We start from the raw sequence: 25086 nt of genomic DNA on the forward strand, positions 1-25086 counted from the left end.
TTTAAAAAATAATATTGACGATTTTTTACATTTTGTCAGCCGGGCAGCTCAGGCCAAATAACCACGATAAGTGAACCCGCTAAGGTGAGTAGCACGTTAGCGATAGCATAGGTACCCGCATAACCGAGCGCAGGGATGTTACTGCGTGCCGTATCGCTGATAATTTCCATTGCAGGTGCGCAAGTTCGTGCACCCATCATGGCACCAAACAGCAGCGCACGGTTCATTTTCAGCACATACGCACCAAACAGAAAACAAATCACTACTGGCAGCAGACTAACAATCAGCCCTGAAGCCAGCATCTGGATACCGACTTCTCCCAGACTACTGTTGATGGTGCTACCTGCACTTAGGCCAACGCCAGCCATAAAGACCATCAGGCCGAATTCTTTGACCATGTTAAGCGCGCCTTGTGGAATGTAGCCGAAAGTCGGGTGGTTGGCACGCAGGAACCCCAGCATGATACCGGCGAACAGCAACCCAGCTGCGTTACCGATACCAAAGGTGAAGTTGCTGAATTGGATGGTAATCAGTCCGACCATTATGCCGATGACAAAAAAGGCGCAGAAGGCGAGCAGATCGGTGACCTGACTATGAATAGAAATGAACCCGATTCTATCGGCAATGCTTTTTACCCGTCTGGCATCCCCGCTGACCTGCAAGACATCGCCTTTATTCAGGACGACGTTATCATCAATCGGCATTTCAATCTGGCTACGAACAATGCGGTTGAGGAAACAGCCGTGATCGGTCAGCTTCAATTGGCTCAAACGTTTGCCCACAGCATTGTGATTCTTGACGACGACTTCTTCCGTCACGATGCGCATGTCCAGCAAATCGCGGTCGAAAACCTCCTTGCCATCGCGGAAATTGGAATTCAGACGGGAATGGGCATCGGGATAGCCGACCAGCGCAATCTCATCGCCGATTTGTAAGACGGCATCACCATCAGGGTTGGCCAAAATCCCGTTACGTCGGATGCGTTCGATGTAGCAACCGGTTTGTCGATAGATCCCCAGCTCGCGCAAATTCTTGCCGTCCGCCCAATCAACCAGCTCCGGCCCGACGCGATAGGCGCGAATCACTGGCAGATAGACTTTTCTCTGGCTGTCTGGGTCTAATCCGCGCTCACGTGCAATTTGCTGAGCGCTGGTGGGTAAATCCTGATGCTGGAGTTTGGGCAGGTAGCGTGCGCCAAAAATGAGGCTGACCAGACCGACCAGATACGTCAGCGCATAGCCCAAACTCAGGTGATCTTGCTCAATACTGAGCTGGTTACCCAAGCTGGCAGTATTGCGCAGCGTGTCGCCCGCACCGACCAATACCGGCGTTGAGGTCATGGATCCGGCTAGCATCCCTGCCGTCAGGCCAATTCCCCAACCAAAGAGTTTACCTAAGCCTAACGCCAGTAACATGGCGCTGCCGACCATCACTAGCGCTAGCATGAAATAATTCTTTCCGTCGCGGAAGAAGATAGAAAAGAAATTCGGCCCGGCTTCCACGCCCACGCAAAAAATAAATAACATAAAACCGAGGCTCAGCGCTTCGGTATTAATCGAAAAATGCTGTTGGCCGAGTAATAAAGAAACAACTAAAACTCCAATAGAATTACCGAGTTGTACTGGTCCTAAGCGCAATTTCCCCAGGCAGAGTCCTAATGAAAGAACCACGAATAAAAGTAGAATGTAATTCCCATTTAACAAATCAGCGACGTTTATATTCATGGAATGTAACTTGTTGTTTACCAGTAAGTTCTTGATGTTATTCATTATAGCGGCTAGATTTAGCCATGAAATGCATGAATTCCCGTGACGGTATCAATACGCGTCAGCTGAAAGGAATCAGCCTCGTTCAGTATAATTTATCCGATAAAAATTGTTCAGTGTAATTCTTGTTTAATTTAATGATTGTGGTGTCGCTGTTGAAGAAATACGGTGGTGAACGTCTTTTTTTTGCGGACAACCGTATGTCGAATAAATCGTAGCGAAGCCTCATGTTTTTCATGTCGGGGAATAGATACACCAATCATTTTTACCATGCCGCATATTTTCGGTATCGGGTTGATGCAGGTTGGGAGGCATATTGATAGGGGCGATTTATGGCAAGAAATAAAGGTTGGGTCGGTGCGACCTGCTGTTTTTTATTGTTCACCGTCGTGTTTCTGAGTCAAAAAATTGAGGTATCAGAGGTTGCGGTGGGGGATGGGTTGCGCGGTAGTCCGGGGATGCTGCTTTTTCTGCTGCCCGGTATGGTGGCCTGCTTCCTTTCTGCGCGTGGTCGCCTGCTTTACCCGCTGTTTGGCGCGCTGGCGGCGATGCCCGTGTGCTTGCTGGCGCTCCACTTGTGGAATACGCCTATGCGCTCTTTCTGGCAAGAGTTGGCCTACGTAATGAGTGCGGTCTTTTGGTGTGTGCTGGGTGCCATGGGCGTGTTGTGTTTGCGCAGTCTGTATCGACGCTATCTTCGTTGAGAAGTTTCTATTCCTGCCCCATAAAAAAGCGCGGACTGTCGCCGCGCTGTTGTGTTGTCAGTTTGATGATTATGACTGGAACAGGGCCAGGTGCTCTTTGGCATAGGCTTCAAAATCAGTACAGCCGCCGATGTGTTTTTCATCCAGGAAAATCTGCGGTACGGTTTCAACCGGCTTTCCTACCGTCTTGGACAAATCTTCTTTCGAGATGCCTTCTGCGTGGATGTCTACATAGCGGAAGCTGAAGTCATCACGTTGCTCGGTCAGTTTCTCTGCCAGTTCTTTCGCACGTACACAGTAAGGGCAAGCTGGGCGCCCGAAAATTACAGCGAACATGTAAACTCCTTTGTAAAATTAGAAAAATGTTCTCATTCTTGAAACGTATAGCGTGACGCCTATTAAACACAAGGTCACGGCTAAAAGTGTTACGGTTAATGAGGTTACTGCGAATTACGCTACTATGCCTGTATTCATTGATGAAAAATAGTAGTCATTACCTGTTACAACGATTTGCATCAGCTATCGATGATGAAATAACTTTACCGACTGAAGGATGCCAGTGTGACACCAACGATTGATTTGTTACAGCGCCACCGTTCTATTCGCGCATTTACGTCTCAAGCCATAACGGATGAGCAGCGCCACGCCATCATTACCTCCGCACAAAGTGCATCCAGCTCGAGCTTTTTACAATGCAGCTCAATTATCCGTATTACCGATCCTGCCGTGCGGGAAACGCTCGTTCACTATACTGGCGAACAAGGCTATGTGGCACAGGCGGCTGAATTTTGGGTCTTTTGTGCCGATTTCCACCGGCATGTGGAGATCTTCCCACAGGCAGAAACTGGGCTGGCGGAGCAATTGCTGATTGGCTGCGTCGATACCGCTATCATGGCGCAGAATGCGCTGGTTGCCGCCGAGTCGTTGGGATTGGGCGGCGTATTTATCGGTGGGATCCGCAATCGAATTGCTGACGTGACGCAGTTATTGCAATTGCCAACGCGGGTTCTGCCGTTGTTTGGTCTGTGTCTGGGGCACCCGGACGCGGAACCGATGCTGAAACCGCGCATGCCAACCGCTATGCTGTTGCATGAAAATGTTTATCAGCCGCTTGACCGTGATGTGCTGGCGCAATACGACCAGCAAATGGTGGAATATTATCTGGAACGTACAGGTAGCCGCCGTGAAAGCTGGAGCGAGCATTTGGAACGGACGCTGAAAAAAGAGTTACGTCCATTCATGCTGGACTACTTACATCAACAAGGATGGGCGATACGCTAGTATCCGTAGGATATTTATGAAGATAGCCATTCTGTCTCGTGATGGAGCGTTATATTCCTGCAAACGCCTGCGTGAAGCGGCTGAGGCGCGCAAGCACAGCGTTGAGGTTATTGACCCGCTTTCCTGCTACATGAATATCAATTCGGCGGCGCCGTCGGTGCATTACCGCGGGCGTCGGCTGGATAAGTTTGATGCGGTTATTCCGCGTATCGGTTCACAGATCACGTTTTATGGTACGGCGGTATTGCGCCAGTTTGAAATGCTGGGCAGCTACCCGCTGAATAATGCTATCGCTATCATTCGCGCCCGCGACAAACTGCATTCGCTGCAACTGCTTGCCCGCGAAGGGATTGACTTGCCGATCACTGGATTTGCTCATTCGCCAGATGATACCGGTGATCTGATTGCGATGGTGGGCGGTGCGCCGCTGGTCGTAAAACTGGTGGAAGGCACACAGGGAATCGGTGTGGTATTGGCCGAAACGCGGCAGGCGGCGGAAAGCGTGATTGATGCTTTTCGCGGGCTAAATGCGCATATCCTGGTGCAGGAATACGTGCATGAAGCGCAGGGTAAAGATATTCGCTGTTTTGTGATCGGCAATCGGGTTGTTGCCGCGATTGAACGACAGGCGAAGGCGGGAGAATTCCGCTCAAATCTGCATCGCGGCGGGTCGGCGAATAACGTGAAAATTACGGCGCAGGAGCGTGCGATTGCCATCAAAGCGACAAAAACGCTGGGGCTGAACATTGCGGGCGTCGATATTTTGCGTGCCGATAGGGGGCCGCTGGTCATGGAGGTGAATGCGTCGCCAGGGCTGGAAGGGATTGAAACGACGACCGGACTCGATATTGCCGACATGATGATTGAGTTTATTGAGCAAAATACCCAGAGACGCTTCGCAATATCGACAACAATAAGCAAAAGTTAGCTTTCTGAAACAGGGACCACGCCGTAAAATACGGTGTTGCTTATTGGCGTATAGACACCGGACAGCCCCGTTATCCAATGTGTCACCGTGAAGCGGAACGAGGAAAGCGGGCGGCGGCGCGCTTTTATCATGGCATCGTCGCGCAATATTCCGTAAGCTATGTGCCGTTTTTAACCGCGTTTCTGTTTTAAGGGCGGTTTCTGTTTTAACATCGTTCCTGTATGGGCGATGCTCTCTTTTCAACAACGCGTCTTTAACGGCGACAGGTATGAGGCAAATATGATGGATTCACTCATCGTCCCGGATTTGGCTATGCTACGGCGGTGGCTGGACCAACTGAATATTCTGTATTTCGAATGTGATTCCTGTCAGGCGCTCCATCTTCCTCATATGCAAAATTTTGATGGTGTGTTCGATGCGAAAGTTGATCTGGTAGATAACGTAATCCTGTTTTCCGCACTTGCCGAAGTGAAGCCCAGCGCGTTGATTCCTCTGGTCGGCGACCTGAGCCAAATCAATGCCAGTTCGTTGACCGTCAAGGCATTTATCGACGTTCAGGACGATAACCTGCCGAAGCTGATCGTCTGCCAGTCATTCAGTGTGGCCGCTGGCATGACGCTGGAACAATTCAGGCATTTCATGCAGCAGTCTGAAGAGCAGATCTCAATGGTGATCCTTGAGGCCAGTGCTAATAATCTGCTGTTTATCGGTGAGGAAGAAGAGGGCTCTGCTGCCAGAGTCACTACCTCACATCTGCATTGATACGGTTGCTGCCAACGGCAGCAATTGGTTTTACTTATTTTCCTTTCGGCGTCATTTATTCTGCTTATTTCGCCTTATTGCCAGATATTTCTCTTTGTTTGTCGCTAAACGCCTTCATCACATCGATAAAATGTGAATAAATAATCGTTAAAACCCATTTTTTACGTTCAAGTATGGTGCGCACGATGTTGTGGGGTTATGCTTTATTCCTGTAAGACACAGACAGCGAAATCAAGGCTATGTCCGTGTCTGAGCGAATAAAATCGGTGCATACTCATTCACCGTTTTGTAGCGCAGCAGGACATGTTTTGTATCGAAACGATACATATTAACTCCCACGAATATGGAGGAAGGAACGGATGTTCACCCAACGTAAAAAATGGCTATCGGGTGTTGTTACCGGCTTGCTGATGGCCGCGTCCGTCACCGCATCTGCGGAAGAGAAAACGCTGCATGTTTATAACTGGTCCGACTATATCGCACCGAACACGTTAGCCAATTTCCAGAAAGAAACCGGCATTAAGGTTGTCTACGATGTGTTTGACTCCAACGAAGTGTTGGAAGGCAAACTCATGGCGGGCAGCACGGGTTTTGATCTGGTGGTTCCTTCTGCCAGCTTCCTTGAGCGCCAACTCTCTGCGGGAGTTTTTCAGCCATTAGACAAGAGCAAACTACCGAATTACAAAAATCTGGATCCTGAGCTGATGAAGCTGATTGCGCAGCACGATCCGGATAATAAATATGCCTTACCTTACCTGTGGGCGACCACGGGCATTGGTTACAACGTTGAGAAAGTGAAAGCGGCACTGGGTGCTGATGCACCGGTTAACAGCTGGGATTTGGTGCTGAAGCCAGAGAATCTGGAAAAGCTGAAAAGCTGCGGCGTATCTTTCCTGGATGCCCCGGAAGAGATCTTCGCGACCGTGTTGAACTATCAGGGTAAAGATCCGAATAGTACCAAACCGGGTGATTACACCACGTCTGCGACCGATCTGTTGCTGAAACTGCGTCCGAGTATTCGTTACTTCCATTCGTCGCAATACATCAACGATCTGGCAAACGGCGATATCTGCGTCGCGGTAGGCTGGGCGGGTGACATTTTGCAGGCAGGAAACCGTGCGAAAGAAGCGAAAAACGGGGTGAATATCCAGTACAGCATTCCGAAAGAAGGCGCATTGGCATTCTTTGATGTCCTCGCGATTCCAAAAGATGCTAAGAATCTTGATGAAGCCTATGCGTTTCTGGATTACCTGATGAAGCCAGAAGTGATGGCGGAAATCAGTAACCACGTGTATTACGCGAGCGGTAATCTGGCTTCCTTGCCGTTGGTGAACGAAGAGATTCGTAACAACCCAGGCGTTTATCCGCCAGCGGATGTGCGTGCCAAACTGTTTACGCTTAAAGTGCAATCTCCTCAGATTGACCGTACGCGTACTCGTGCATGGACTAAGGTTAAAAGCGGCAAGTAGCCTCTTGGGTCTGAATCGTTACCCACACGCTTGACGGTTGCTGGCTACGGCAACCAGGTAATGGATGGGTATAAAATGTGGCAAACAGGCGGGTAATCCGCCTGTTTGCGCTCTATATAGTGTCACATCGCTGAATGTAAAAAGTGCCGAATGGCGTTATCAGTGGTGTGGCTTGTTCTGCTTTTGCCGGAGAGCAATGCGAAGTGAATGACGCGATCCCCCGCCCTCAATCAAAACCCCAAAAAGCGGCCACGCCGCTGCTGGAAGTGCGTAACCTGACGAAATCGTTCGATGGTCAGGCCGCCGTTGATGATGTCAGCCTGACGATTTATAAAGGCGAAATTTTTGCACTACTGGGCGCTTCTGGCTGTGGGAAATCCACGCTGCTGCGTATGCTGGCGGGTTTTGAGCTTCCCACGCAGGGGCAGATTGTTCTGGATGGCCAGGATTTGTCATTGGTGCCGCCTTACCAGCGTCCCATCAATATGATGTTCCAGTCTTATGCGCTGTTCCCACATATGACAGTGGAAAAGAATATCGCGTTTGGTCTGAAACAGGACAAACTGCCGCGCGCAGAAATTAAAGATCGTGTGGAAGAGATGCTGTCGCTGGTGCACATGCAGGAGTTCGCCAATCGTAAACCGCATCAGCTTTCCGGCGGACAGCGTCAGCGTGTTGCGCTAGCTCGTAGTCTGGCGAAGCGTCCCAAACTGCTGCTGCTGGACGAACCCATGGGGGCGCTGGACAAAAAATTACGCGACCGTATGCAGCTTGAAGTCGTCGATATTCTGGAACGCGTGGGCGTGACCTGCGTGATGGTGACGCACGATCAGGAAGAAGCCATGACCATGGCGGGTCGTATTGCCATTATGAATCGTGGGAAATTCGTACAGATTGGTGAACCGGAAGAGATTTATGAACACCCGAACACGCGTTTTAGTGCGGAGTTCATCGGCTCGGTTAATATGTTTGAAGGGATCTTGCAGGAGCGTCAGGACGATGCGCTGATCATTAAAAGCCCCGGACTGGTGCATCCGCTGAAGGTGGATTCGGATGTCTCGGTGGTCGATGGTGTCCCGGTCTACATCGCGTTGCGTCCTGAAAAAATCATGCTGTGCGAAGAGGTTCCGGCCGATGGCTGTAACTTTGCGGTAGGGGAAGTTGTTCATATCGCCTATCTGGGCGACTTGTCGATTTACCACGTCAGGCTCAACAGCGGGCAAACTATTAGCGCGCAGTTACAAAATGCCTACCGCTATCGCAAAGGCACGCCGACCTGGGGAGATGAGGTTCGGCTGTGTTGGGATGCGGATAGCTGTGTGGTTCTGACGGTGTAGCGAGGACGAATGTCATGACTCTATTTCCCGAACATAACACGGCGGAACCACCGGGCAAGGCCAGACTCTGGCTCCGTGTGCTGATGGCACGCTGGCGTCAAAAACATGGGCGCAAGCTGGTCATCGCGCTGCCGTATCTGTGGCTGCTGCTGCTGTTCATGCTGCCGTTCCTGATCGTGTTCAAAATCAGTCTTGCAGAGATGGCGCGGGCGATCCCGCCTTATACCGATCTGGTCTCGTGGCTGGACGGCAAGCTGGATATTTCCCTGAACCTTGGGAACTATCTGCATTTGTTGGACGATCCGCTGTATTTCGATGCCTATATGCAATCGCTTCAGGTTGCAGCCGTGTCGACACTGTGCTGTCTGTTCATCGGCTACCCGCTGGCCTGGGCGGTGGCGCACAGTAAACCGTCAACGCGTAATATCCTGTTGTTGCTGGTGATTCTTCCATCGTGGACATCATTCCTGATTCGCGTCTACGCCTGGATGGGGATTCTGAAAAATAACGGTATCCTGAATAATTTCCTGCTGTGGCTGGGCGTGATCGATGAACCGCTGGTCATTCTGCACACCAATTTGGCGGTGTATATCGGTGTCGTGTATTCCTATCTGCCGTTTATGGTGTTGCCGATCTATACCGCGCTGATGCGTCTGGACTATTCGTTAGTGGAAGCGTCGTTGGATTTAGGCGCACGACCGCTGAAAACCTTCTTCAGCGTGATCGTTCCCTTAACGAAAGGCGGAATTATTGCGGGCTCAATGCTGGTCTTCATCCCTGCGGTAGGGGAGTACGTGATTCCAGAACTGCTCGGCGGGCCAGACAGCATCATGATTGGCCGTATTCTGTGGCAGGAATTCTTTAATAACCGCGATTGGCCTGTGGCATCTGCCGTTGCCGTCGTCATGCTGCTACTGTTGATTATGCCGATTATCTGGTTCCACAAACATCAGAGTAAAACGGCGGAGGGTGAAGCGTGAATAATTTACCTGTCGTTCGCTCACCGTGGCGTATTGTGATTTTGGTGCTGTGCTTTACGTTCCTCTATGCGCCGATGCTGATGCTGGTGATCTACTCGTTCAACAGTTCCAAGCTGGTGACCGTATGGGCTGGCTGGTCAGCACGCTGGTACGTCGAACTGTTCCACAATACGGCGATGATCAGCGCGGTGCTCCTGAGCCTGACGATTGCCGCCGCCTCGGCAACGATGGCTGTGATTCTTGGGACGATCGCCGCCGTGGTCATGGTGCGTTTTGGCCGTTTCCGTGGATCCAATGGATTTGCTTTTATGCTGACAGCACCGCTGGTCATGCCAGATGTCATTACCGGTCTGTCGCTGCTGTTACTCTTTGTTGCACTAGGGCATGCCATTGGGTGGCCAGCAGAGCGAGGCATGTTCACCATCTGGCTGGCGCACGTCACGTTCTGTACCGCCTATGTCACCGTGGTGATCAGCGCTCGCCTGCGTGAGCTTGATCGTTCGATTGAAGAAGCCGCGATGGATCTGGGGGCGAATCCGCTCAAGGTGTTCTTCATTATCACCGTGCCGATGATTGCTCCCGCACTGCTTTCCGGCTGGCTGCTAGCGTTTACGCTGTCGCTGGACGATCTGGTTATCGCCAGCTTTGTCGCAGGGCCTGGCTCGACAACGTTGCCAATGCTGGTGTTCTCCAGCGTCAGAATGGGCGTTAATCCACAAATTAACGCATTGGCTTCCCTGATATTGTTAGTCGTTGGTATTATTGGGTTTATTGCTTGGTGGTTTATGGCGAGAGCAGAGAAGCAGCGTTATCGTGATATGCAAAAAGCGAGACGCGGCTGATTCGATTTCTCATCGTAGTTTGTTAGCCTAGCGAAGATTTCCAGCAACGCCGCCAGAGTATGGGGGCGTTGCTGTTTTATATAGGGTATATATTGGCATCGGATTCTATATTGGTGCTGTATTTTTGGCGGGTAAACGCCGCAGGAAGGGAGAGCGTTGAAATTCTGTACACGAAGAAGGAAATGACACAACGCAAAGTTTATGCCCCGGTGCCGGTGATGGTGGCGGGGATTGCGATTATTGCTACCCGATTCCTGGGAATTTTGCTACTGGTGTGGGAGTTAGGGCTCAGCGATTTGAGCGGCTGGATTGGCAGCAACGCGGAAGCCTGGGATTCAACGCTGGTGTTATTACTATCGCTGATGATTGTCGGTGTTGAAATTCGCTGTGGTTTTGCCGTTTTGGCCGGTGTGAACTGGGGGCGATGGGGTTATGTGGTCTGTCAGACCGTTGTCGTGTGTTACCTGCTGCTGGCATCGTTCAGTGAATTTATGCCGGCGATATTTCATATCTCAGGAGAGAACAACGCTGCCGTGCTGCATCAACTCCTGCTGCAAAAGATCCCGGATTTTCTGGTGATTGTTTTACTGTTTCTGCCACGGCGCAGTAAGCGCTTTTTTCTGCGGCAGAAATAGGCAATTTTCTTTTATGAGCTAATCTGGCAACTGGCGTCACCATGAATCAGCAAAAGGTCGCAGGGTGACGCCGCCAGAGTGATATAATCCCCGCATTCCGTATTATTTTAATAGTTAGATTTTTATGCATTGTGCCCGCTACAGTACGGGAACCTGTCGTTCCTGCCAATGGTTGGAAAAAGCCTACCCGCAGCAATTGTCTGATAAGCAACAGCATCTTGAAGATTTGCTGCAATCACATGCTGTGCAGCGCTGGTTGCCCGTGCAACCTTCTACGCAGTCTGCCTTTCGTAATAAAGCCAAAATGGTGGTGAGTGGTAGCGTGGAACGCCCGCTGCTGGGGATGCTGCATCGCGATGGAACGGCGGTGGATCTCTGCGACTGCCCGCTTTATCCGCCTAGCTTCGCGCCAGTTTTTGACGTGCTTAAAGTGTTCATCGCCCGTGCGGGGTTGACGCCTTATAACGTGGAGCGCCGCCGTGGGGAACTGAAATATTTGCTGCTGACGGAAAGTACGCAGCACGGTACGTTCATGCTGCGCTTTGTCTTGCGCTCGGAAACCAAGCTGGCGCAGCTGCGAACTGCATTGCCATGGATACAGCAGCAGTTGCCCCAGCTTGAGGTCATATCCGCCAACATTCAACCTGTGCATCAGGCGATTATGGAAGGGAAGACGGAGATTATCCTGAGTGACGCAGCCGCGCTGGCTGAACAATTCAATCAGGTGCCGCTGTATATCCGTCCGCAAAGCTTTTTCCAGACGAACCCGCAGGTGGCAGCCTCGCTGTATGCGACGGCACGCGAGTGGGTGGCAGAATTAACTATTACCAGCATGTGGGATCTGTTTTGCGGGGTAGGCGGGTTTGGCCTGCACTGTGTGTCATCTGAGATGCGTCTGACGGGTATTGAAATCAGTGCTGAGGCGATAGCCTGTGCGCGTCGTTCTGCTGAGCAGCTCGGTTTAACTCAGGTGGAGTTTCAGGCGTTGGATTCAACACAGTTTGCTACAGGTAAAGCGGAAATTCCCGATCTGGTGTTGGTCAATCCGCCGCGCCGCGGTATCGGCAGCGAACTGTGCGCCTACCTGAGTCGCATGGCACCAGACTATATTCTCTATTCCAGCTGTAACGCTGAAAGCATGGCGAAAGATATGACGGAATTGGCGAATTACCGTGCGCTGCGCGTACAACTGTTCGATATGTTCCCGCATACGGCGCACTACGAAGTGCTGACGTTACTGAAGCGCATTGATGACTAGGACAAAAGTCAGGACATCTGAATGCTTTGTGGGATTTGCTATAAAAGGCGTAAAAAGTGGAAGCGTAGAACCGTAGAACCGTAGAACCGTATTGATAAAACTATTTGCGGAACGAGAACGGTGATAATGGAATAGAAGAGTAAAGCGTTTGCGCCATGGATGGCGCAATCCGAGCGTACATGGACGTATTTACAGCGTCTTTACGATCTATCCATTATCACCGCTCTACACACTTTATCGACAGCGTAACGCGGTGTATCACACCGCGTTACGCTAAGTGGATCTTATTGCGGGAACCACTTGTCGTTAATGCTTTTATACGTGCCGTCAGCTTTGATGGCATCCAGCGCTTTATTCAACTTCTCCAGCAGTGCTTTGTCATCGGGACGAACGGCGATGCCCAGTCCGGTGCCGAAGTATTCTGCGTCAGTCACATGTTCGCCAACCGTTGCCAGTTCAGGGTTCGTCTTAATCCACTCGTTGACGACGGCGGTATCCCCGAATACGCCATCAATACGGCCATTCTTCAGGTCCAGTACCGCGTTCTGGTAGCTATCATAAGAAACGGTTTGCACTTCCGGGTGCTTATCGTGCATGTATTTCTGGTGCGTGGTGCCGTTTTCCATCCCGATACGTTTGCCTTTCATCGCAGCGAAGTCGCTGAATTTCCCTTTTTGCGCGATAACCACGGCTGAGTTGGCATAGTAAGGCTGTGTGAACGCGACCTGCTTGCTACGCTCTGGCGTGATGTCCATACCGGAAATCACTGCGTCATAGCGGCGGAATTTCAGTGCAGGGATCAGGCTGTCAAACGCCTGATTGGTGAACGTACAAGTCGCTTGCATTTGCTTACACAGCGCTTTCGCCAGATCCATATCGAAACCGACGATTTCGTTACTGGCATCCAGCGACTCAAATGGTGGGTAGGTGGCTGATGACGCAAAACGGATGGTGTCTGCGGCGGTGGCGCTGAAGGCAATTCCTGCCAGTAACGTGGCGAGCACTAATTTTTTCATTACCTACTCCTGTTTTTCTTATATTGATAAATATATGTGCGGAAGGATTCCGACAGCATGGCAGTTACCATGCCACTGATTGAATTTGTATGCAATTAAAATGATTATTGAGTCGATTTTCTGCATATTTTTACATCAGCAGGCAATGACCTGTAAGGGGGCGGTCAGGGATGGCACGCCATAAAAAAGCAGGCTATCAAAGCCTGCTTTCTAAGTGGATAAGGTGCGGATAAATGCGATAAGGATTAATTACGGCGCTCGAATGCCAGTGAGCGACGCTCAATCCAGCGCATCAATAGCGTTAGTAACCCGTTGACGCACAAGTAGATGATCCCTGCGGCACCAAACACCATTACGTCATACGTCCGGCCGTACATCAGTTGGCTGTAGCCCATGACTTCCATCAGCGTGATGGTGTAAGCCAGTGATGTACTCTTAAACACCAGCACCACTTCATTTGAATAAGAAGACAGCGCACGCTTAAACGCAAACGGCAGCAAAATGCGTAATGTTTGCTTCTGATCCATCCCCAACGCCGCACAGGATTGCCACTGTCCAGCAGGAATCGCTTTTACCGCACCATAGAACAGCTGCGTAGTATACGCTGCACTGTTGAGCGCCAGCGCCACCATCGCACACAGCCACGGCTGCGAAAGCAGGTTCCATAGCCAAGGGATTTGCTGGATAGAAGTAAACTGTCCGGGCCCGTAGTAAATCAGGAAGATTTGCACCAGCAGCGGTGTACCGGTAAACAGCGTAATGTAGCCTTTCGCCAACAGTGATATGACAGGCGTTTTGAGCGTCAGCACAACAGTCAGCAGTAGTGATAGCACCAGCGCTACGACGATGGAAACGGCCGTTAAAGTCAGGCTGGTATGCAGGCCTTTTACTAGCTCAGGTAAATAAGCGAGCATCAGGAAGGCCTCCGCTCAAAACGCGTAGTGCGCAGTTCAATGCGTTTCAGCACATACTGACTTAACAGCGTAATAATCAAATAGATCGCCGCCGCGACAACGTACCAGGTGAAGGGCTCCTGCGTCCGTGTCGCAATACTTTTGGTTTGCAGCATCAAATCGTTCACGCTGATCAGCGACACCAGCGCGGTATCTTTCAGCAATACCAGCCACTGATTGCCTAATCCAGGCAGGGCGTGACGCCACATTTGCGGCATGATCAGACGGAAAAAGATTGCGGATTTACTGAGCCCTAGCGCCTGACCCGATTCCCATTGCCCTTGCGGGACGGCTTTCAGCGCGCCGCGTAGCGTTTGGGATGCGTAAGCAGCATACAGCAGCGCCAGCGCAATCACGCCGCACAGGAATGGGCTGATTTCAAACATGCCGATATCCAGTTTGACCGGAATCTGCACGATGAAGAGATTCAGAGTAAAGCCGTCTGCCAATATCATTAACAACTGAGAAGAGCCGAAATAGATGAACAGCACGACCAGAATTTCTGGCAGGCCGCGCAACAGCGTCACGACGGCGGTTCCCGTCCAGCTAACGGCTTTCCAGCGGACAGTTTCCCAAACGGCGAACAGCATCGCCAGCGCGAGGCCGAGCACCAGTGCACAAACGGCAAGGCCGACGGTCATCCCGGCGGCGCTTGCAAGAGGTTGAAATTCAATCATTGAGCGTCAGATTACTGCTGGAACCATTTTTTGTAGATGGTCTCGTAAGTGCCATCCTGTTTAATTTTGTTGAGTGCATCGTCGAATTTCTTCAGCAGCTCATCGTTGTTCTGGCGCACGGCGATGCCCAGACCGATACCGAAGTAACCTTTATCTGTCACTTTCTGACCAAGGGTTGCCAGCGCATCGTTCTGCTTCAACCATTCGTTGACCACAGCGGTATCACCAAACACGGCATCCAGACGACCATTTTTCAGATCCAGCACCGCATTTTGATAGCTGTCGTAAGGGACGGTTTTGATATCGCTATGCTTTTCCATCAGATACTTCTGGTGGGTGGTACCATTTTGTACCCCAACGCGTTTGCCTGTCAGCGCGGCGATATCAGCAACTTTCCCTTTCTGGGCAATAAACTGAGCGGAGTTGTCATAGTAAGGCTGGGTGAATGACACCTGCTGTTGACGTTCAGGCGTAATATCCATTCCCGCGATGACGGCTTCGAAACGACGGAATTTCAGGCCGGGGATCAGGCTGTCAAATGCCTGATTGCTGAACGTACAGGTTGCCTGCATTTCTTTGCACAGAGCATTAGCCAGATCGATATCAAAACCTTGGATCTGGTTATTGGCATCGACAAATTCGAACGGAGGGTAGGAGGCTTCGGTCGCGAAACGGATGGTGTCCGCAGCATGAGCAGAGGCGGCACTAACGGCGAATAAGGCTGCAACAATCAACTTTTTCATTATCATTTTCCTGATAGTAATCAATGTGATAAATAACCAGCGAATTCAGGCGTCTGCGGCTGGGTAAAGTGCGTCGCATCCCCTTGTTCAACGATGCGGCCGTTTTCCATATAAACCACCCGGCTGGCCGTTTTACGGGCAAATTCGACTTCATGAGTAACGATGACCTGCGTAATGCCGGTTTGCGCTAATTCACGGATGATATTGACGACCTGAGCTGTAATCTCTGGATCCAGCGCGGCAGTGGGTTCATCAAATAGCAGAACCTGAGGTTCCATCATCAGCGCACGGGCAATCGCGACACGCTGTTGCTGTCCACCAGAAAGATGGAGAGGGAAGCGATCGGCAAAGTCATTGAGGCGCAGGCGCGTCAGCAGTTTGTCCGCTCGCGCTTTGGCTTCTTCTTTACTCAGCCCCAGCACGCGGCAGGGCGCTTCAATCAGGTTTTGCACCACGGTCAAATGCGGCCACAAATTATATTGCTGGAACACCATTCCGACGTTCTGACGCAACTCACGGATCGCGCTGTCGGATGGCGTGCGCTGAAAATCAAACTGATTACCGGCGATGGAAAGCTTGCCAGAACGTGGCATTTCCAACAGATTAAGAACGCGTATCAGCGAGCTCTTTCCTGCCCCGCTGGGACCAAGAAGCACCAGCGTTTCACCCGCAGGACAATCGAGGGTGATATCAAATAGCGCCTGGTATGTGCCGTAGAAACAGTTAATGCCGTTTAGTTGAATACTCATGCGTAAGAATTGAATAGACATTGATGCGGCGAATGTTAACGTCGGCAGAATAGTTATGCAATCACCGGGGGTTAAAATTTGCCAATAAGCGATTTGTTGGTTAAATAATAGCACAAAATAGCGACTTACGGCTGAGCACGTGCTTTCCCATCAGTAGCGCTGGCATTGACACTAAAACACAGTGAAAGGAGACGAGATGCAATTATCCACTACGCCGAATCTGGAAGGCTTCACCATTACTGAATATTGTGGTGTTGTGACTGGCGAAGCCATTCTTGGCGCAAACATCTTCCGGGATTTTTTTGCCAGCATCCGCGATGTCGTTGGCGGCCGGTCTGGTGCCTATGAGAAGGAGCTACGTAAGGCGCGGCAGATTGCGTTCAAAGAGTTACAGGAGCAAGCCGAAGATTTAGGAGCGAACGCCATTGTGGGCATCGATCTTGACTATGAAACCGTCGGGAAGGACGGCAGTATGCTGATGGTGACCGTCAGCGGTACGGCGGTAAAGGTTCGCCGCTAGCAGGTGAAGTATCTGGCGGAAAACAAGCACAATAGTGGAATAACGATGTTGAAATGGATCGTCTGCATAGCGCTGGGGCTGTTGGCGGGTTGCCAATCCGCTTCTTCGCTGAAAGAACAGAATAATTATGTACTGGAGACCGCAGTGCAGTCGCGGGCGCAGGAGCCCCGTATCCGCTTTCTGGTGATTCACTACACGGCGGAAGATTTTGCTACCTCTCTGAATATTCTGACGGATGAGCACGTTAGCGCCCATTATCTGATCCCAGCACACCCGCCTTTGCAGCGTGGCAAGCCGCTTGCCTGGCAACTGGTGCCTGAATCTCAGGCTGCCTGGCATGCGGGAGCCAGTAGCTGGCGCGGGTTTAGTCGGCTGAATAATTCTTCGATTGGTATTGAGATCGAAAACGCGGGTTATCAGCGCACCCTAACAGGCTATACGTGGGAGCCGTTTACCGCCTCGCAGATTCAGCTCGTGACCGCGATCGCCCGCGATATTGTCGATCGCTATCAGATTGCCCCGCAGAACGTGGTGGCGCACAGCGATATTGCCCCACAGCGCAAACAAGACCCTGGACCGCTGTTCCCTTGGCAGGCGCTAGCGCAAGCAGGCATTGGTGCCTGGCCAGATGCGCCGCGGGTTGCGTTCTATTTGAACGGAAGACTGCCGATGCAGCCGGTGGATGAAGCGGTTCTGCTGGAAAAACTGGGGCGCTATGGCTATTCGGTACAAGACGCGATGACGGCGCGTGAAAAGCGACAGGTGATTGCCGCTTTCCAGATGCATTTCCGCCCTGAAAATTATCAAGGCCAGCCAGATGCGCAGAGTGAGGCGATTGTTGATGCGCTGCTGGAGAAATACGGCAGCCGCTAAACCGTTTCCTTCTCTGCCAGTTTCGCAATACGTGCCGCCATGCCGCGGAAGATAAATAAGTGGGCGGGCATCATCAGAAACCAGTAGACCAGCCCGTTGAACCCGGAAGGGTGCCAGCGGGCGCGGACATCAACGGTTCGATGAGTGCCTTTGTCCGTGATGGTAAAGTTGAGTTTACCCAGCCCCGGCGCTTTCATGCCAAATAGCAGCACCAGCTGACGCTGTGGCTTGATCGAGATAACCTTCCAACCGTCAATCTTGTCACCCACTTCCAGTGTCGGACGCTCAGGGCGTCCGTAAATCACGCTGTTGCCGCAGAGATCGTCCAGCCGGGCACGGATATTCCACAGCGTATTCGCATAAAAATAGCCTTCTTTTCCGCCGACCTGCTGAATGACCTGCCAGAGTGCCTGACTGGAAGCAGATGTCTCTATCGTATGACCCGCCTGTTTAGGGTAAAAACCGTAATTTGGCTTCCAGCGTGCGCGCACCTCGGTGTCATCGCCCCAGTCGGCCTGCTGCACGCTCTCCATTTCGCTTTGCAGCGTGAAGCGCACGGCGTCATCAAAGCTAATTAGCGTTTGTGGGATCAATGTCTGGAGTTCGCGTCCATCGGCCTGTAAATCGTGTTTTAACCCCTGAATCAGTGCGCGGGCGATAGACGGGGGAACCGATGTCACCAGATGCAAGAACCAGACGGACACCAGATGTGTTGGCATGGGAACGGGGATCAGCACTCTGCGCTTGCCGCTGATCTGAATGAAACGCTCGAACATGGTCTGGTAGCTGATATATTCGGGGCCTGCGGCATCCATGATGCGGTTTTCTGTCGCGGGGTGCTGCGCGATATTGATCAGATACACCAGCAGGTTTTCCAGTGCAATGGGGGACGATTTAGATCGCACCCAGCGCGGCGGTGTCAGTATCGGCAGGTTATAGACCATATCGCGCATGATCTCGAACGCCGCCGAACCGGTACCGATAATAATACCCGCACGCAGCTCTGTAACGGGAATACCGCTGCTGCGTAAAACATCTCCCGTGATCTGGCGTGCCTGCATATGCGGTGAGGTATCGTCTTTCGCTTGAAGCGATCCCAGATAGATAATCTGTTTTACGCGGCTCGAGGCCAGTGCTAATAACAGATTCATGGCGGTCATCCGCTCTCTTGCCACGAAGTCCGCACCGTCGCCCATACTGTGCACCAGATAATAGAGCGTTTCCGCTCCCCACAGACCATCAGGCAGGCTTTCTGGCTTAGCGAGATCAACCTGTTGGCAGTCGACGCCGGGCCAATTCCGTGACGCGAGGGATTCAGTATTCCGACCAGCAGCGATGACTCGCTTGCCTTGTTTGCTTAATCGTTCGGTTAAATGGCGGCCAATGTAGCCAGTTGCGCCCAGAATCAGGATTGGGGCTGAGGGGGATGTCATGTGCCAGCGGCTCCACAGCAAAAGTTAACCATGGCTTACTATAATCGGGAAAAGACAAAGGGGGAAAGGGCAAAAAACGATGAAAAGTATAGGATTACGACTCGCCTGGAACCAAGCGCAATTTAACATGACCTACCTGCCCGATAGCCGAAGCTACCGAACAGAAGGGGGTAAAACGCGGGCGTATCAGGCCAGAACGGTGTCGCCTTGCAGCTGGCAACTACAGGCTAAAACATAGCCCTGTTCGATCTCGGCTGGTGTTAGCGTCATGGTACTGCTGGTGGTGTAATGACCGGATAGCACGCGGGTTTTACAGCTCCCGCAAACACCGGCGCGGCAGGCGGCGACAACCGGCACCTTATTGGCTTCCAGTGCGGTCAGCAGGCTGATGCCGACCGGAACGCGCAGGTTTTTCAGCGGACGGCTGATGGTCAGCGTGAGCTGATCGGCATCTTCATCCAGTACTTCATCTGCCGGGCGGAACTGTTCTTTGAAGATGCGGGTTGAGGCAACGCCACGCTGCTGACTCAGGGTTTCAATCTGGTTCATGTACGGTGCCGGGCCGCAGGTCATCACGGTGCGGCTGGCGATATCCGGCACCTGTTCGACCAACAGGTCGCCGCTGATACGTCCAGAGAGGAAGCCGGGCGCCGCGTCAAACTCTGCCATCAGCGTCAGATGCAGTTGCTGTGGATAACGCTGCACCAGATCCTGCCATTCTTTGGCGAAAATCACCTGTAGCGGATTGCGCACGTTGAAAATAACGTGGATATCGGTTTGCGGTTTGTTTGCCAGCAGCCAGCGGCACATCGACATAATCGGCGTGACGCCGCCGCCTGCCGCCGCCATCAGGTAACGATCGCTGACGGCGTTGGCACAGGTAAACTCGCCCTGTGCATCGGATAGCCACAGATAATCACCGACTTTCAGCGCTTGGGTCAGCCAGCGAGAGCCGACACCGTCGTCCAGCCTTCTTACCGTCAACGTGATAAAACGGCTGAGACCCGGTGACGAAGAAATTGTATAGGCTCGTAGCGTCTCCGCGCTGTTGGCAATGCTGACTAACGCATACTGACCTGGCTGATACGGATAAAAATCATGATTAACCAGTGAAATCGTCCAGACATCCGGTGTTTCCTGAGTAATCGAGTGTACCTGCATGCGGTTAGAACACAGCGGTGTCGGCCCAATCTGTAGTGCGGGCATGGTCATAATCAATCTCCATAACAAACGGGTACGGTGAAGCGTGTAAAAATGGCAGCCCATAAGACCGCGGGCTTAGCGTGAGGCATCAATGCCGACACCTCACGCTGCGTGGCGAGGAACGCGCTCCTCCGTCCGCATTAATTCATCAAGCGGCCAGAATGGTGTTCATGTCCTGTTCAACGGTGGTAATCGCTCGCATACCGAATTTGTCGTTCAGAATGGCAAGCAGGTTGTCCGTCAGGAAGCCCGGAGCCGTCGGCCCGGTGTAGATATTCTTCACGCCGAGGGACAGCAGGGTGAGCAGGATGACAATCGCTTTCTGTTCAAACCAGGACAGCACCAGACTCAGCGGCAGGTCGTTCACGCCGCAGCCCAATTTTTCCGCCAGTTTCACGGCCAGAATAATTGCCGCGTAGGCGTCATTACATTGGCCGACATCCAGCAGACGTGGCAGGCCTTCCAGCGTACCGAAGTCCAGTTTGTTGAAACGGTATTTACCGCAGGCCAGCGTCATGATCAGGCAGTCTTGCGGAACGTTCAGCGTAAAGTCCGTGAAGTAGCTACGTTCTTCACGGCTACCGTCACATCCACCAACCAGGAAGACGTGGCGCAGTTTTTTCTGTGCTACTAAATCGATGACGGTATCCGCGGCGCTCAGCAGCGTTTCACGACCAAAGCCGACGGTGATCATGTGCTCGATTTCGCTGTAGGGGAAACCCGCCAGCCCCTGTGCCTGTTTGATGACCGGGCTGAAATCGTCGCCTTCCAGGTGGTTCACGCCTGGCCAGCCAACGATGCTGCGCGTCCAGATGCGGTCACCATAGTTACCTACGTTTGGATCGATAATGCAGTTAGAGGTCATGACGATTGCGCCAGGGAATTTGGCAAACTCAGTCTGCTGGTTCTGCCAACCGCTGCCGTAGTTACCCGCCAGATGCGTGAATTTTTTCAGCTCTGGGTAACCGTGCGCAGGCAGCATCTCGCCGTGAGTATAAATATTCACGCCAGTGCCTTCGGTTTGCTCCAGCAGCATGCGCAGGTCTTTCAGGTCATGACCGGAAATCAGAATCGCTTTACCCGCAATCGGGCGGACGTTAACGGAGGTCGGCTGTGGATGACCGTAAGCATTGGTTTCGCCATGGTCGAGGATCGCCATGACGTTGAAGTTCATTTTGCCGATGCCCATGGCGTTGTTCAGCAGGGTATCAACATCGGATGGCTGAGTACCCAGCCATGCCATGAAGGCATGATATTCGGCATAAATCGCGTTGTCATACTGACCGAGAACGTGGGCATGTTCCATGTAGGCCGCCGCGCCTTTCAGTCCGTAGAGGTTGAGCATACGCAGGCCGTGAATGTCGTCGCCCACGCTGGCCTTATCGCTGTCCAGCGCAAAATCCGCCGCCTGTTGCAGTAAGGTCGGAATATCGTTACCAGCCAGTTGCAGGGCTGCCATTGGGTGATCCACGGTCGCGGTGGCATCGTGCAGGCGGCAGCGAACAGCCAGAGACTCACGCAGTGTAATGGCTTCCTGTGCGTAGCCAATTATGCGTTGGGAATCGAAGTTAACGTTGGTCAACGTCGAGAAGAAGGCGCGTGGCGCAAAGTTGTCGACATCATGATCGATGATATCCAGCTCGCGCGCTTTCAGCGCCCAGGCAGAAAGCCCTTGCAGCACAGCAACCAGCAGGTCTTGCAGATCGGAGGTTTCTGCGGTTTTGCCGCACATGCCCTGCGCGTAAGAGCAGCCGTTTCCAACAGGGGTACGAATCGTTTGTTCACATTGCACACAAAACATAATGACTTCCTTTTTTAAGTTGCATTTAAAATGCTTGTTTAAAGCATAGTGTCAGCCGAGGTAGGTAAAAAGGCTTTTTTACTGCAACTTTAGGTAAATTTGATTTAGCGCAAATTTGGTGATGGGCAATGAAAATCACTCTCAATCACAGCCCATAAACGAGGGGGGAGAACGGTATTTAGCGTGCGCTTATGAAGAAAAGAGCGCCATCAGTATGGGTGCCGCTAGGCTTAATAAGAAACCATGTACGATAGCCGCAGGCACGACGTCGATACCCGCGCTGCGCTGTAAGACGGGTAGCGTGAAATCCATCGAGGTTGCACCGCAAAGGCCTAACGCACAGGAGCGATTACGTTGTGCCAACACGGGAACCAGCATAATTGCCAGTAGCTCGCGAGTCAGATCGTTGAAAAACGCGGTGCTGCCGATGACGGGCCCGAGGGCATCGGTCAGCAGAATGCCTGACAGGGAATACCATCCATAGCCGGATGCCATCGCCAGACCGGTTTTCAGCGGCAGCCCCAGAATCCATGCGGCAAGCAGGCCGCCACCGAGCGCGCTAATCCCGACGATAAGTGCAATAACCAGACCGCGACGATTTAAGACAATTTGGCGCAACGTCATCCCGCTGTTACGCAGTTGAACACCGACCAAAAAGAGCAGGAAGATCAGTGCATATTCGCTGCCTTTGCTGGCGTAGGTGAATCCCGGCCATTGCGTTAAGCCCAGCAGGAAACCACCGGATACCACGCCGCAGAGTTTTAACGATTCAAGGATCATTCGCAGTCGGGAAGGCGGAGCCTCATCTCTATACTTGCTACGCCACGCGCTGCGTTTTTCCCACAGCCACAGGGCAATGCCGTTTGCCGCGACAATACAGAATGCGAAGACGGCAGTGTAGCGGAAGATCAGTAACAAATTGCTGCTGAGATTTTCCAGAAAGGCCAGGCTGATGCCCATCAAAAACAGAATAACGTACACCATCCAACTCAGTAGTTGGTTAATCAGCTGTAATGCTTTTTTGCCGCGCATTGGTACCAGATAGCCAATGATGAGCGGTAATAAAATAATTAATAATCCTGAATACATCACAGAATTGATGTCCTTACGCGAGAAAAACGGCGCTAACCCGTATTTTAGGATTGGCGAGGGTTGCCGTAGTCAAACAATGAGGCTTTTCTTCTTCATTTCTACCCCGATAGATATCGGCACGGCGGAAACACAAACCGTTCGTTAACAACATCGTGGGATTCATCGGCTACACTTGGCGGGAAGAAAAACGATAATCTATTAAAATTAAACAAATTATCGGGGTGAGTAAAGCGCTGTCTGGCAGGATATTCTATACGGTGAGCGTTTTTGCAGCAGAAACTCGCAGGCAGTTGCTACAGGAGAGAAGGATGCATCTGGAAAGTATTGAGATCCTGGGATTTCGGGGAATCAATCGTCTGTCGCTGACGCTGGACGAGAACAATGTACTGATTGGTGAGAATGCCTGGGGGAAATCCAGCCTGCTGGATGCGCTCTCGCTGCTGTTGGCACCGACATTGCCGCTTTATCATTTTGATATGCAGGATTTTCACTTCACGCCGGGGGATGAAAATAGTCGGGAAAAGCATCTTCAGATTATTTTCACGTTTTGCGAGACGGCACCCGGCCATCATCTTTCCCCTCGCTACCGTTCGCTGAGCCCCGTTTGGATAGAGGGGGAAGCGTCGCTCTACCGCGTTTTTTATCGGCTGGAAGGTGAGGTGGACGAAAGTCAGTCAGTCTTCACCTGGCGCAGCTTTCTGGACGCTGACGGGCACCCGATACCGCTGGATGATATTGATGAGCTGGCCAGAGAGATTATCCGCCTGCATCCGGTGTTGCGGCTGCGCGACGCACGTTTTATGCGGCGCCTGCGCTCCGGGACGCTGGCTGCGACGTTAGATAACAGTAATGAAAAGCTGGCCCAGCAGTTTGAACAACTGATGCGCGAACTGGTGCAGAATCCGCAGAAGCTGACGGATAAAGAGTTGCGTCAGGGGTTAGTGGCGATGCGGCAACTGTTGGAGCACTATTTTTCCGAGCAAAGCGCCACGGGCAATGACCGACGCCATCATCGACATGCGCGAACACACAACGGTAAATCGTGGCGATCGCTGGACAACATTAACCGTCTGATTGCCGATCCAAATAGCCGTAGTCGCCGCATTATCCTGCTGGAATTGTTTTCTACGCTGTTACAGGCGAAAGGATCGGTTGTGTTGGATCCTCATGCGCGTCCGCTCTTGCTGATTGAAGACCCCGAAACCCGGTTGCACCCGATTATGCTATCTGTCGCCTGGGGGCTTCTGACGCAATTGCCGCTTCAAAAAGTCACGACAACGAACTCGGGAGAGCTGTTGTCGCTGGTGCCGATGGAACAGGTGTGCCGTCTGGTGCGGGAATCCTCACGGGTTGCGACGTACCGTATTGGCCGTCAGGGGATGAATGCGGAAGATAGTCGACGTATTGCGTTTCATATTCGTATGAATAGGCCTTCCTCACTCTTCGCCCGCTGCTGGCTGCTGGTGGAAGGGGAAACCGAAGTCTGGATGCTGAATGAACTGGCGCGCCAATGTGGGCACCATTTTGAGGCGGAAGGGGTAAAAGTGATCGAGTTTGCCCAGTCTGGGCTTCGGCCATTATTGAGGTTTGCACGTCGTATGGGGATTGAATGGCATGTGCTAGTCGATGGCGACGACGCGGGGAAAAAATATGCCGCGACGGCGAAAAGCATGTTAACCGCACAGGACGAGCGTGAGCGCGACCATTTGACCGTCTTGCCCGCATCGGACATGGAACACTACATGTATCGTGAGGGGTTCAGCCATGTTTATCACCGCATCGCGCAACTGCCGGAAAAAGTGCCGCTCTCGATGCATAAAATCATCATCAAGGCTATCCATCGTTCATCCAAGCCCGATCTGGCAATTGAAGTGGCGATGGAAGCCGCGGCGATGGGCAGCGAGGCAATTCCACCGCTTATTCGCAGCATGTTCTCCCGCGTACTGTGGTTGGCACGCGGGCGTGCTGATTAATTCATGATAAAAAAATGCCGTTCGGTGTATCGAACGGCATTTGTCGCATTATAGTCATTTTATGGTTTAGCGTAGCGTGTTCTGAGTAGAG

General features: G+C 52.0%; 24 protein-coding genes. 13 read left to right on the forward strand and 11 right to left on the reverse strand.

All coding sequences use genetic code 11. The annotated features are described in order from the left end of the window. Positions 1–35 precede the first annotated feature (35 nt). Entirely contained in the window at positions 36–1724 is a 1689-nt protein-coding gene (locus tag KKH3_RS07795; RefSeq protein ID WP_039362273.1) for an aspartate:alanine antiporter, read from the reverse strand. Positions 1725–2098: 374 nt separating this feature from the next. On the opposite strand from KKH3_RS07795, the gene KKH3_RS07800 reads away from it, so the two are divergent. Further along, positions 2099–2470, forward strand: coding sequence for an inner membrane protein YbjM (locus KKH3_RS07800; protein ID WP_039357781.1), 372 nt, complete (start codon positions 2099–2101; stop codon positions 2468–2470). 69 nt (positions 2471–2539) lie between these two features. Here the strand turns inward: KKH3_RS07800 and KKH3_RS07805 are convergent, their stop codons facing one another. Beyond that, on the reverse strand, positions 2540–2806 hold the full coding sequence (locus KKH3_RS07805; protein WP_039357784.1) for a GrxA family glutaredoxin: 267 nt from the start codon (positions 2804–2806) through the stop codon (positions 2540–2542). A 225-nt stretch (positions 2807–3031) separates the two neighbouring features. Between KKH3_RS07805 and nfsA the strand changes: the two genes are divergently transcribed. The 9 genes from nfsA (at position 3032) to rlmC (ending at position 11962) form a co-directional block, all read left to right on the forward strand. Continuing rightward, the gene (gene nfsA / locus KKH3_RS07810) at positions 3032–3751 is read left to right on the forward strand and encodes an oxygen-insensitive NADPH nitroreductase (RefSeq protein WP_039357787.1); all 720 of its coding nucleotides are present in this window, start codon (positions 3032–3034) and stop codon (positions 3749–3751) included. A gap of 16 nt (positions 3752–3767) precedes the next feature. Further along, entirely contained in the window at positions 3768–4679 is a 912-nt protein-coding gene (rimK, locus tag KKH3_RS07815; protein ID WP_039357791.1) for a 30S ribosomal protein S6--L-glutamate ligase, read from the forward strand. A gap of 282 nt (positions 4680–4961) precedes the next feature. Beyond that, on the forward strand, positions 4962–5441 hold the full coding sequence (locus tag KKH3_RS07820; RefSeq protein ID WP_010306638.1) for a type III secretion system chaperone family protein: 480 nt from the start codon (positions 4962–4964) through the stop codon (positions 5439–5441). A 359-nt stretch (positions 5442–5800) separates the two neighbouring features. Further along, positions 5801–6910, forward strand: coding sequence for a spermidine/putrescine ABC transporter substrate-binding protein PotF (potF, locus tag KKH3_RS07825; protein ID WP_039357794.1), 1110 nt, complete (start codon positions 5801–5803; stop codon positions 6908–6910). A 203-nt stretch (positions 6911–7113) separates the two neighbouring features. Further along, positions 7114–8247 carry a putrescine ABC transporter ATP-binding subunit PotG gene (gene potG / locus KKH3_RS07830; protein ID WP_010306630.1) on the forward strand — a complete coding sequence of 378 codons (1134 nt, stop codon included), beginning with the start codon at positions 7114–7116 and terminating at the stop codon, positions 8245–8247. Between the two features lie 14 nt (positions 8248–8261). Beyond that, complete coding sequence (potH, locus tag KKH3_RS07835) at positions 8262–9227, forward strand: putrescine ABC transporter permease PotH (RefSeq protein ID WP_039357797.1); 966 nt, start codon at positions 8262–8264, stop codon at positions 9225–9227. Next, positions 9224–10069, forward strand: a complete 846-nt coding sequence (gene potI / locus KKH3_RS07840; RefSeq protein ID WP_039357800.1) for a putrescine ABC transporter permease PotI — start codon at positions 9224–9226, stop codon at positions 10067–10069. The genes potH and potI overlap by 4 nt, the downstream gene beginning before the upstream one ends. A gap of 182 nt (positions 10070–10251) precedes the next feature. Beyond that, on the forward strand, positions 10252–10704 hold the full coding sequence (locus KKH3_RS07845; RefSeq protein WP_039357803.1) for a YbjO family protein: 453 nt from the start codon (positions 10252–10254) through the stop codon (positions 10702–10704). Between the two features lie 124 nt (positions 10705–10828). Beyond that, positions 10829–11962 (forward strand): 23S rRNA (uracil(747)-C(5))-methyltransferase RlmC, encoded by a 1134-nt coding sequence (rlmC, locus tag KKH3_RS07850; protein ID WP_039357804.1) that lies wholly within the window; start codon positions 10829–10831, stop codon positions 11960–11962. Positions 11963–12246: 284 nt separating this feature from the next. Here the strand turns inward: rlmC and artJ (KKH3_RS07855) are convergent, their stop codons facing one another. The 5 genes from artJ (KKH3_RS07855) to artP all read right to left on the reverse strand — a co-directional run bounded on the left by artJ (KKH3_RS07855) (position 12247) and on the right by artP (position 16100). Next, on the reverse strand, positions 12247–12978 hold the full coding sequence (artJ, locus tag KKH3_RS07855) for an arginine ABC transporter substrate-binding protein (RefSeq protein ID WP_039357805.1): 732 nt from the start codon (positions 12976–12978) through the stop codon (positions 12247–12249). Between the two features lie 245 nt (positions 12979–13223). After that, positions 13224–13892, reverse strand: coding sequence for an arginine ABC transporter permease ArtM (artM, locus tag KKH3_RS07860; RefSeq protein ID WP_039357808.1), 669 nt, complete (start codon positions 13890–13892; stop codon positions 13224–13226). Next, positions 13892–14608: an arginine ABC transporter permease ArtQ gene (gene artQ, locus KKH3_RS07865; protein ID WP_039357810.1), complete on the reverse strand. Its 717-nt coding sequence runs from the start codon at positions 14606–14608 to the stop codon at positions 13892–13894. The genes artM and artQ overlap by 1 nt, the downstream gene beginning before the upstream one ends. An 11-nt stretch (positions 14609–14619) precedes the next feature. Continuing rightward, on the reverse strand, positions 14620–15351 hold the full coding sequence (artJ, locus tag KKH3_RS07870) for an arginine ABC transporter substrate-binding protein (protein WP_039357813.1): 732 nt from the start codon (positions 15349–15351) through the stop codon (positions 14620–14622). Positions 15352–15371: 20 nt separating this feature from the next. Further along, positions 15372–16100, reverse strand: coding sequence for an arginine ABC transporter ATP-binding protein ArtP (artP, locus tag KKH3_RS07875; protein ID WP_280513637.1), 729 nt, complete (start codon positions 16098–16100; stop codon positions 15372–15374). Positions 16101–16296: 196 nt separating this feature from the next. Here artP and KKH3_RS07880 point away from each other — a divergent pair, with 196 nt between their 5' ends. Then, positions 16297–16620 (forward strand): heavy metal-binding domain-containing protein, encoded by a 324-nt coding sequence (locus tag KKH3_RS07880; RefSeq protein ID WP_005967367.1) that lies wholly within the window; start codon positions 16297–16299, stop codon positions 16618–16620. Positions 16621–16665: 45 nt separating this feature from the next. Continuing rightward, the gene (locus KKH3_RS07885) at positions 16666–17493 is read left to right on the forward strand and encodes an N-acetylmuramoyl-L-alanine amidase (RefSeq protein ID WP_039357819.1); all 828 of its coding nucleotides are present in this window, start codon (positions 16666–16668) and stop codon (positions 17491–17493) included. On the opposite strand, the gene KKH3_RS07890 is transcribed toward KKH3_RS07885, so the two are convergent. From KKH3_RS07890 to KKH3_RS07905, 4 genes are all read right to left on the reverse strand, one after another. Next, on the reverse strand, positions 17490–18926 hold the full coding sequence (locus tag KKH3_RS07890; RefSeq protein ID WP_039357820.1) for a DUF2867 domain-containing protein: 1437 nt from the start codon (positions 18924–18926) through the stop codon (positions 17490–17492). The genes KKH3_RS07885 and KKH3_RS07890 overlap by 4 nt on opposite strands. A gap of 186 nt (positions 18927–19112) precedes the next feature. After that, a complete protein-coding gene (gene hcr / locus KKH3_RS07895) occupies positions 19113–20138 on the reverse strand; it encodes an NADH oxidoreductase (RefSeq protein WP_039357824.1) in 1026 nt (341 codons plus the stop codon). A gap of 139 nt (positions 20139–20277) precedes the next feature. Further along, entirely contained in the window at positions 20278–21930 is a 1653-nt protein-coding gene (gene hcp, locus KKH3_RS07900) for a hydroxylamine reductase (protein WP_039357827.1), read from the reverse strand. 189 nt (positions 21931–22119) lie between these two features. Next, positions 22120–23019, reverse strand: a complete 900-nt coding sequence (locus KKH3_RS07905) for a LysO family transporter (RefSeq protein ID WP_039357829.1) — start codon at positions 23017–23019, stop codon at positions 22120–22122. 311 nt (positions 23020–23330) lie between these two features. Between KKH3_RS07905 and KKH3_RS07910 the strand changes: the two genes are divergently transcribed. After that, complete coding sequence (locus tag KKH3_RS07910; RefSeq protein ID WP_039357832.1) at positions 23331–24995, forward strand: ATP-dependent endonuclease; 1665 nt, start codon at positions 23331–23333, stop codon at positions 24993–24995. The last annotated feature ends 91 nt before the right edge of the window (positions 24996–25086 follow it).

Source organism: Pectobacterium actinidiae (assembly GCF_000803315.1).
In the GTDB taxonomy this organism is placed as follows: Bacteria; Pseudomonadota; Gammaproteobacteria; order Enterobacterales; family Enterobacteriaceae; genus Pectobacterium; species Pectobacterium actinidiae.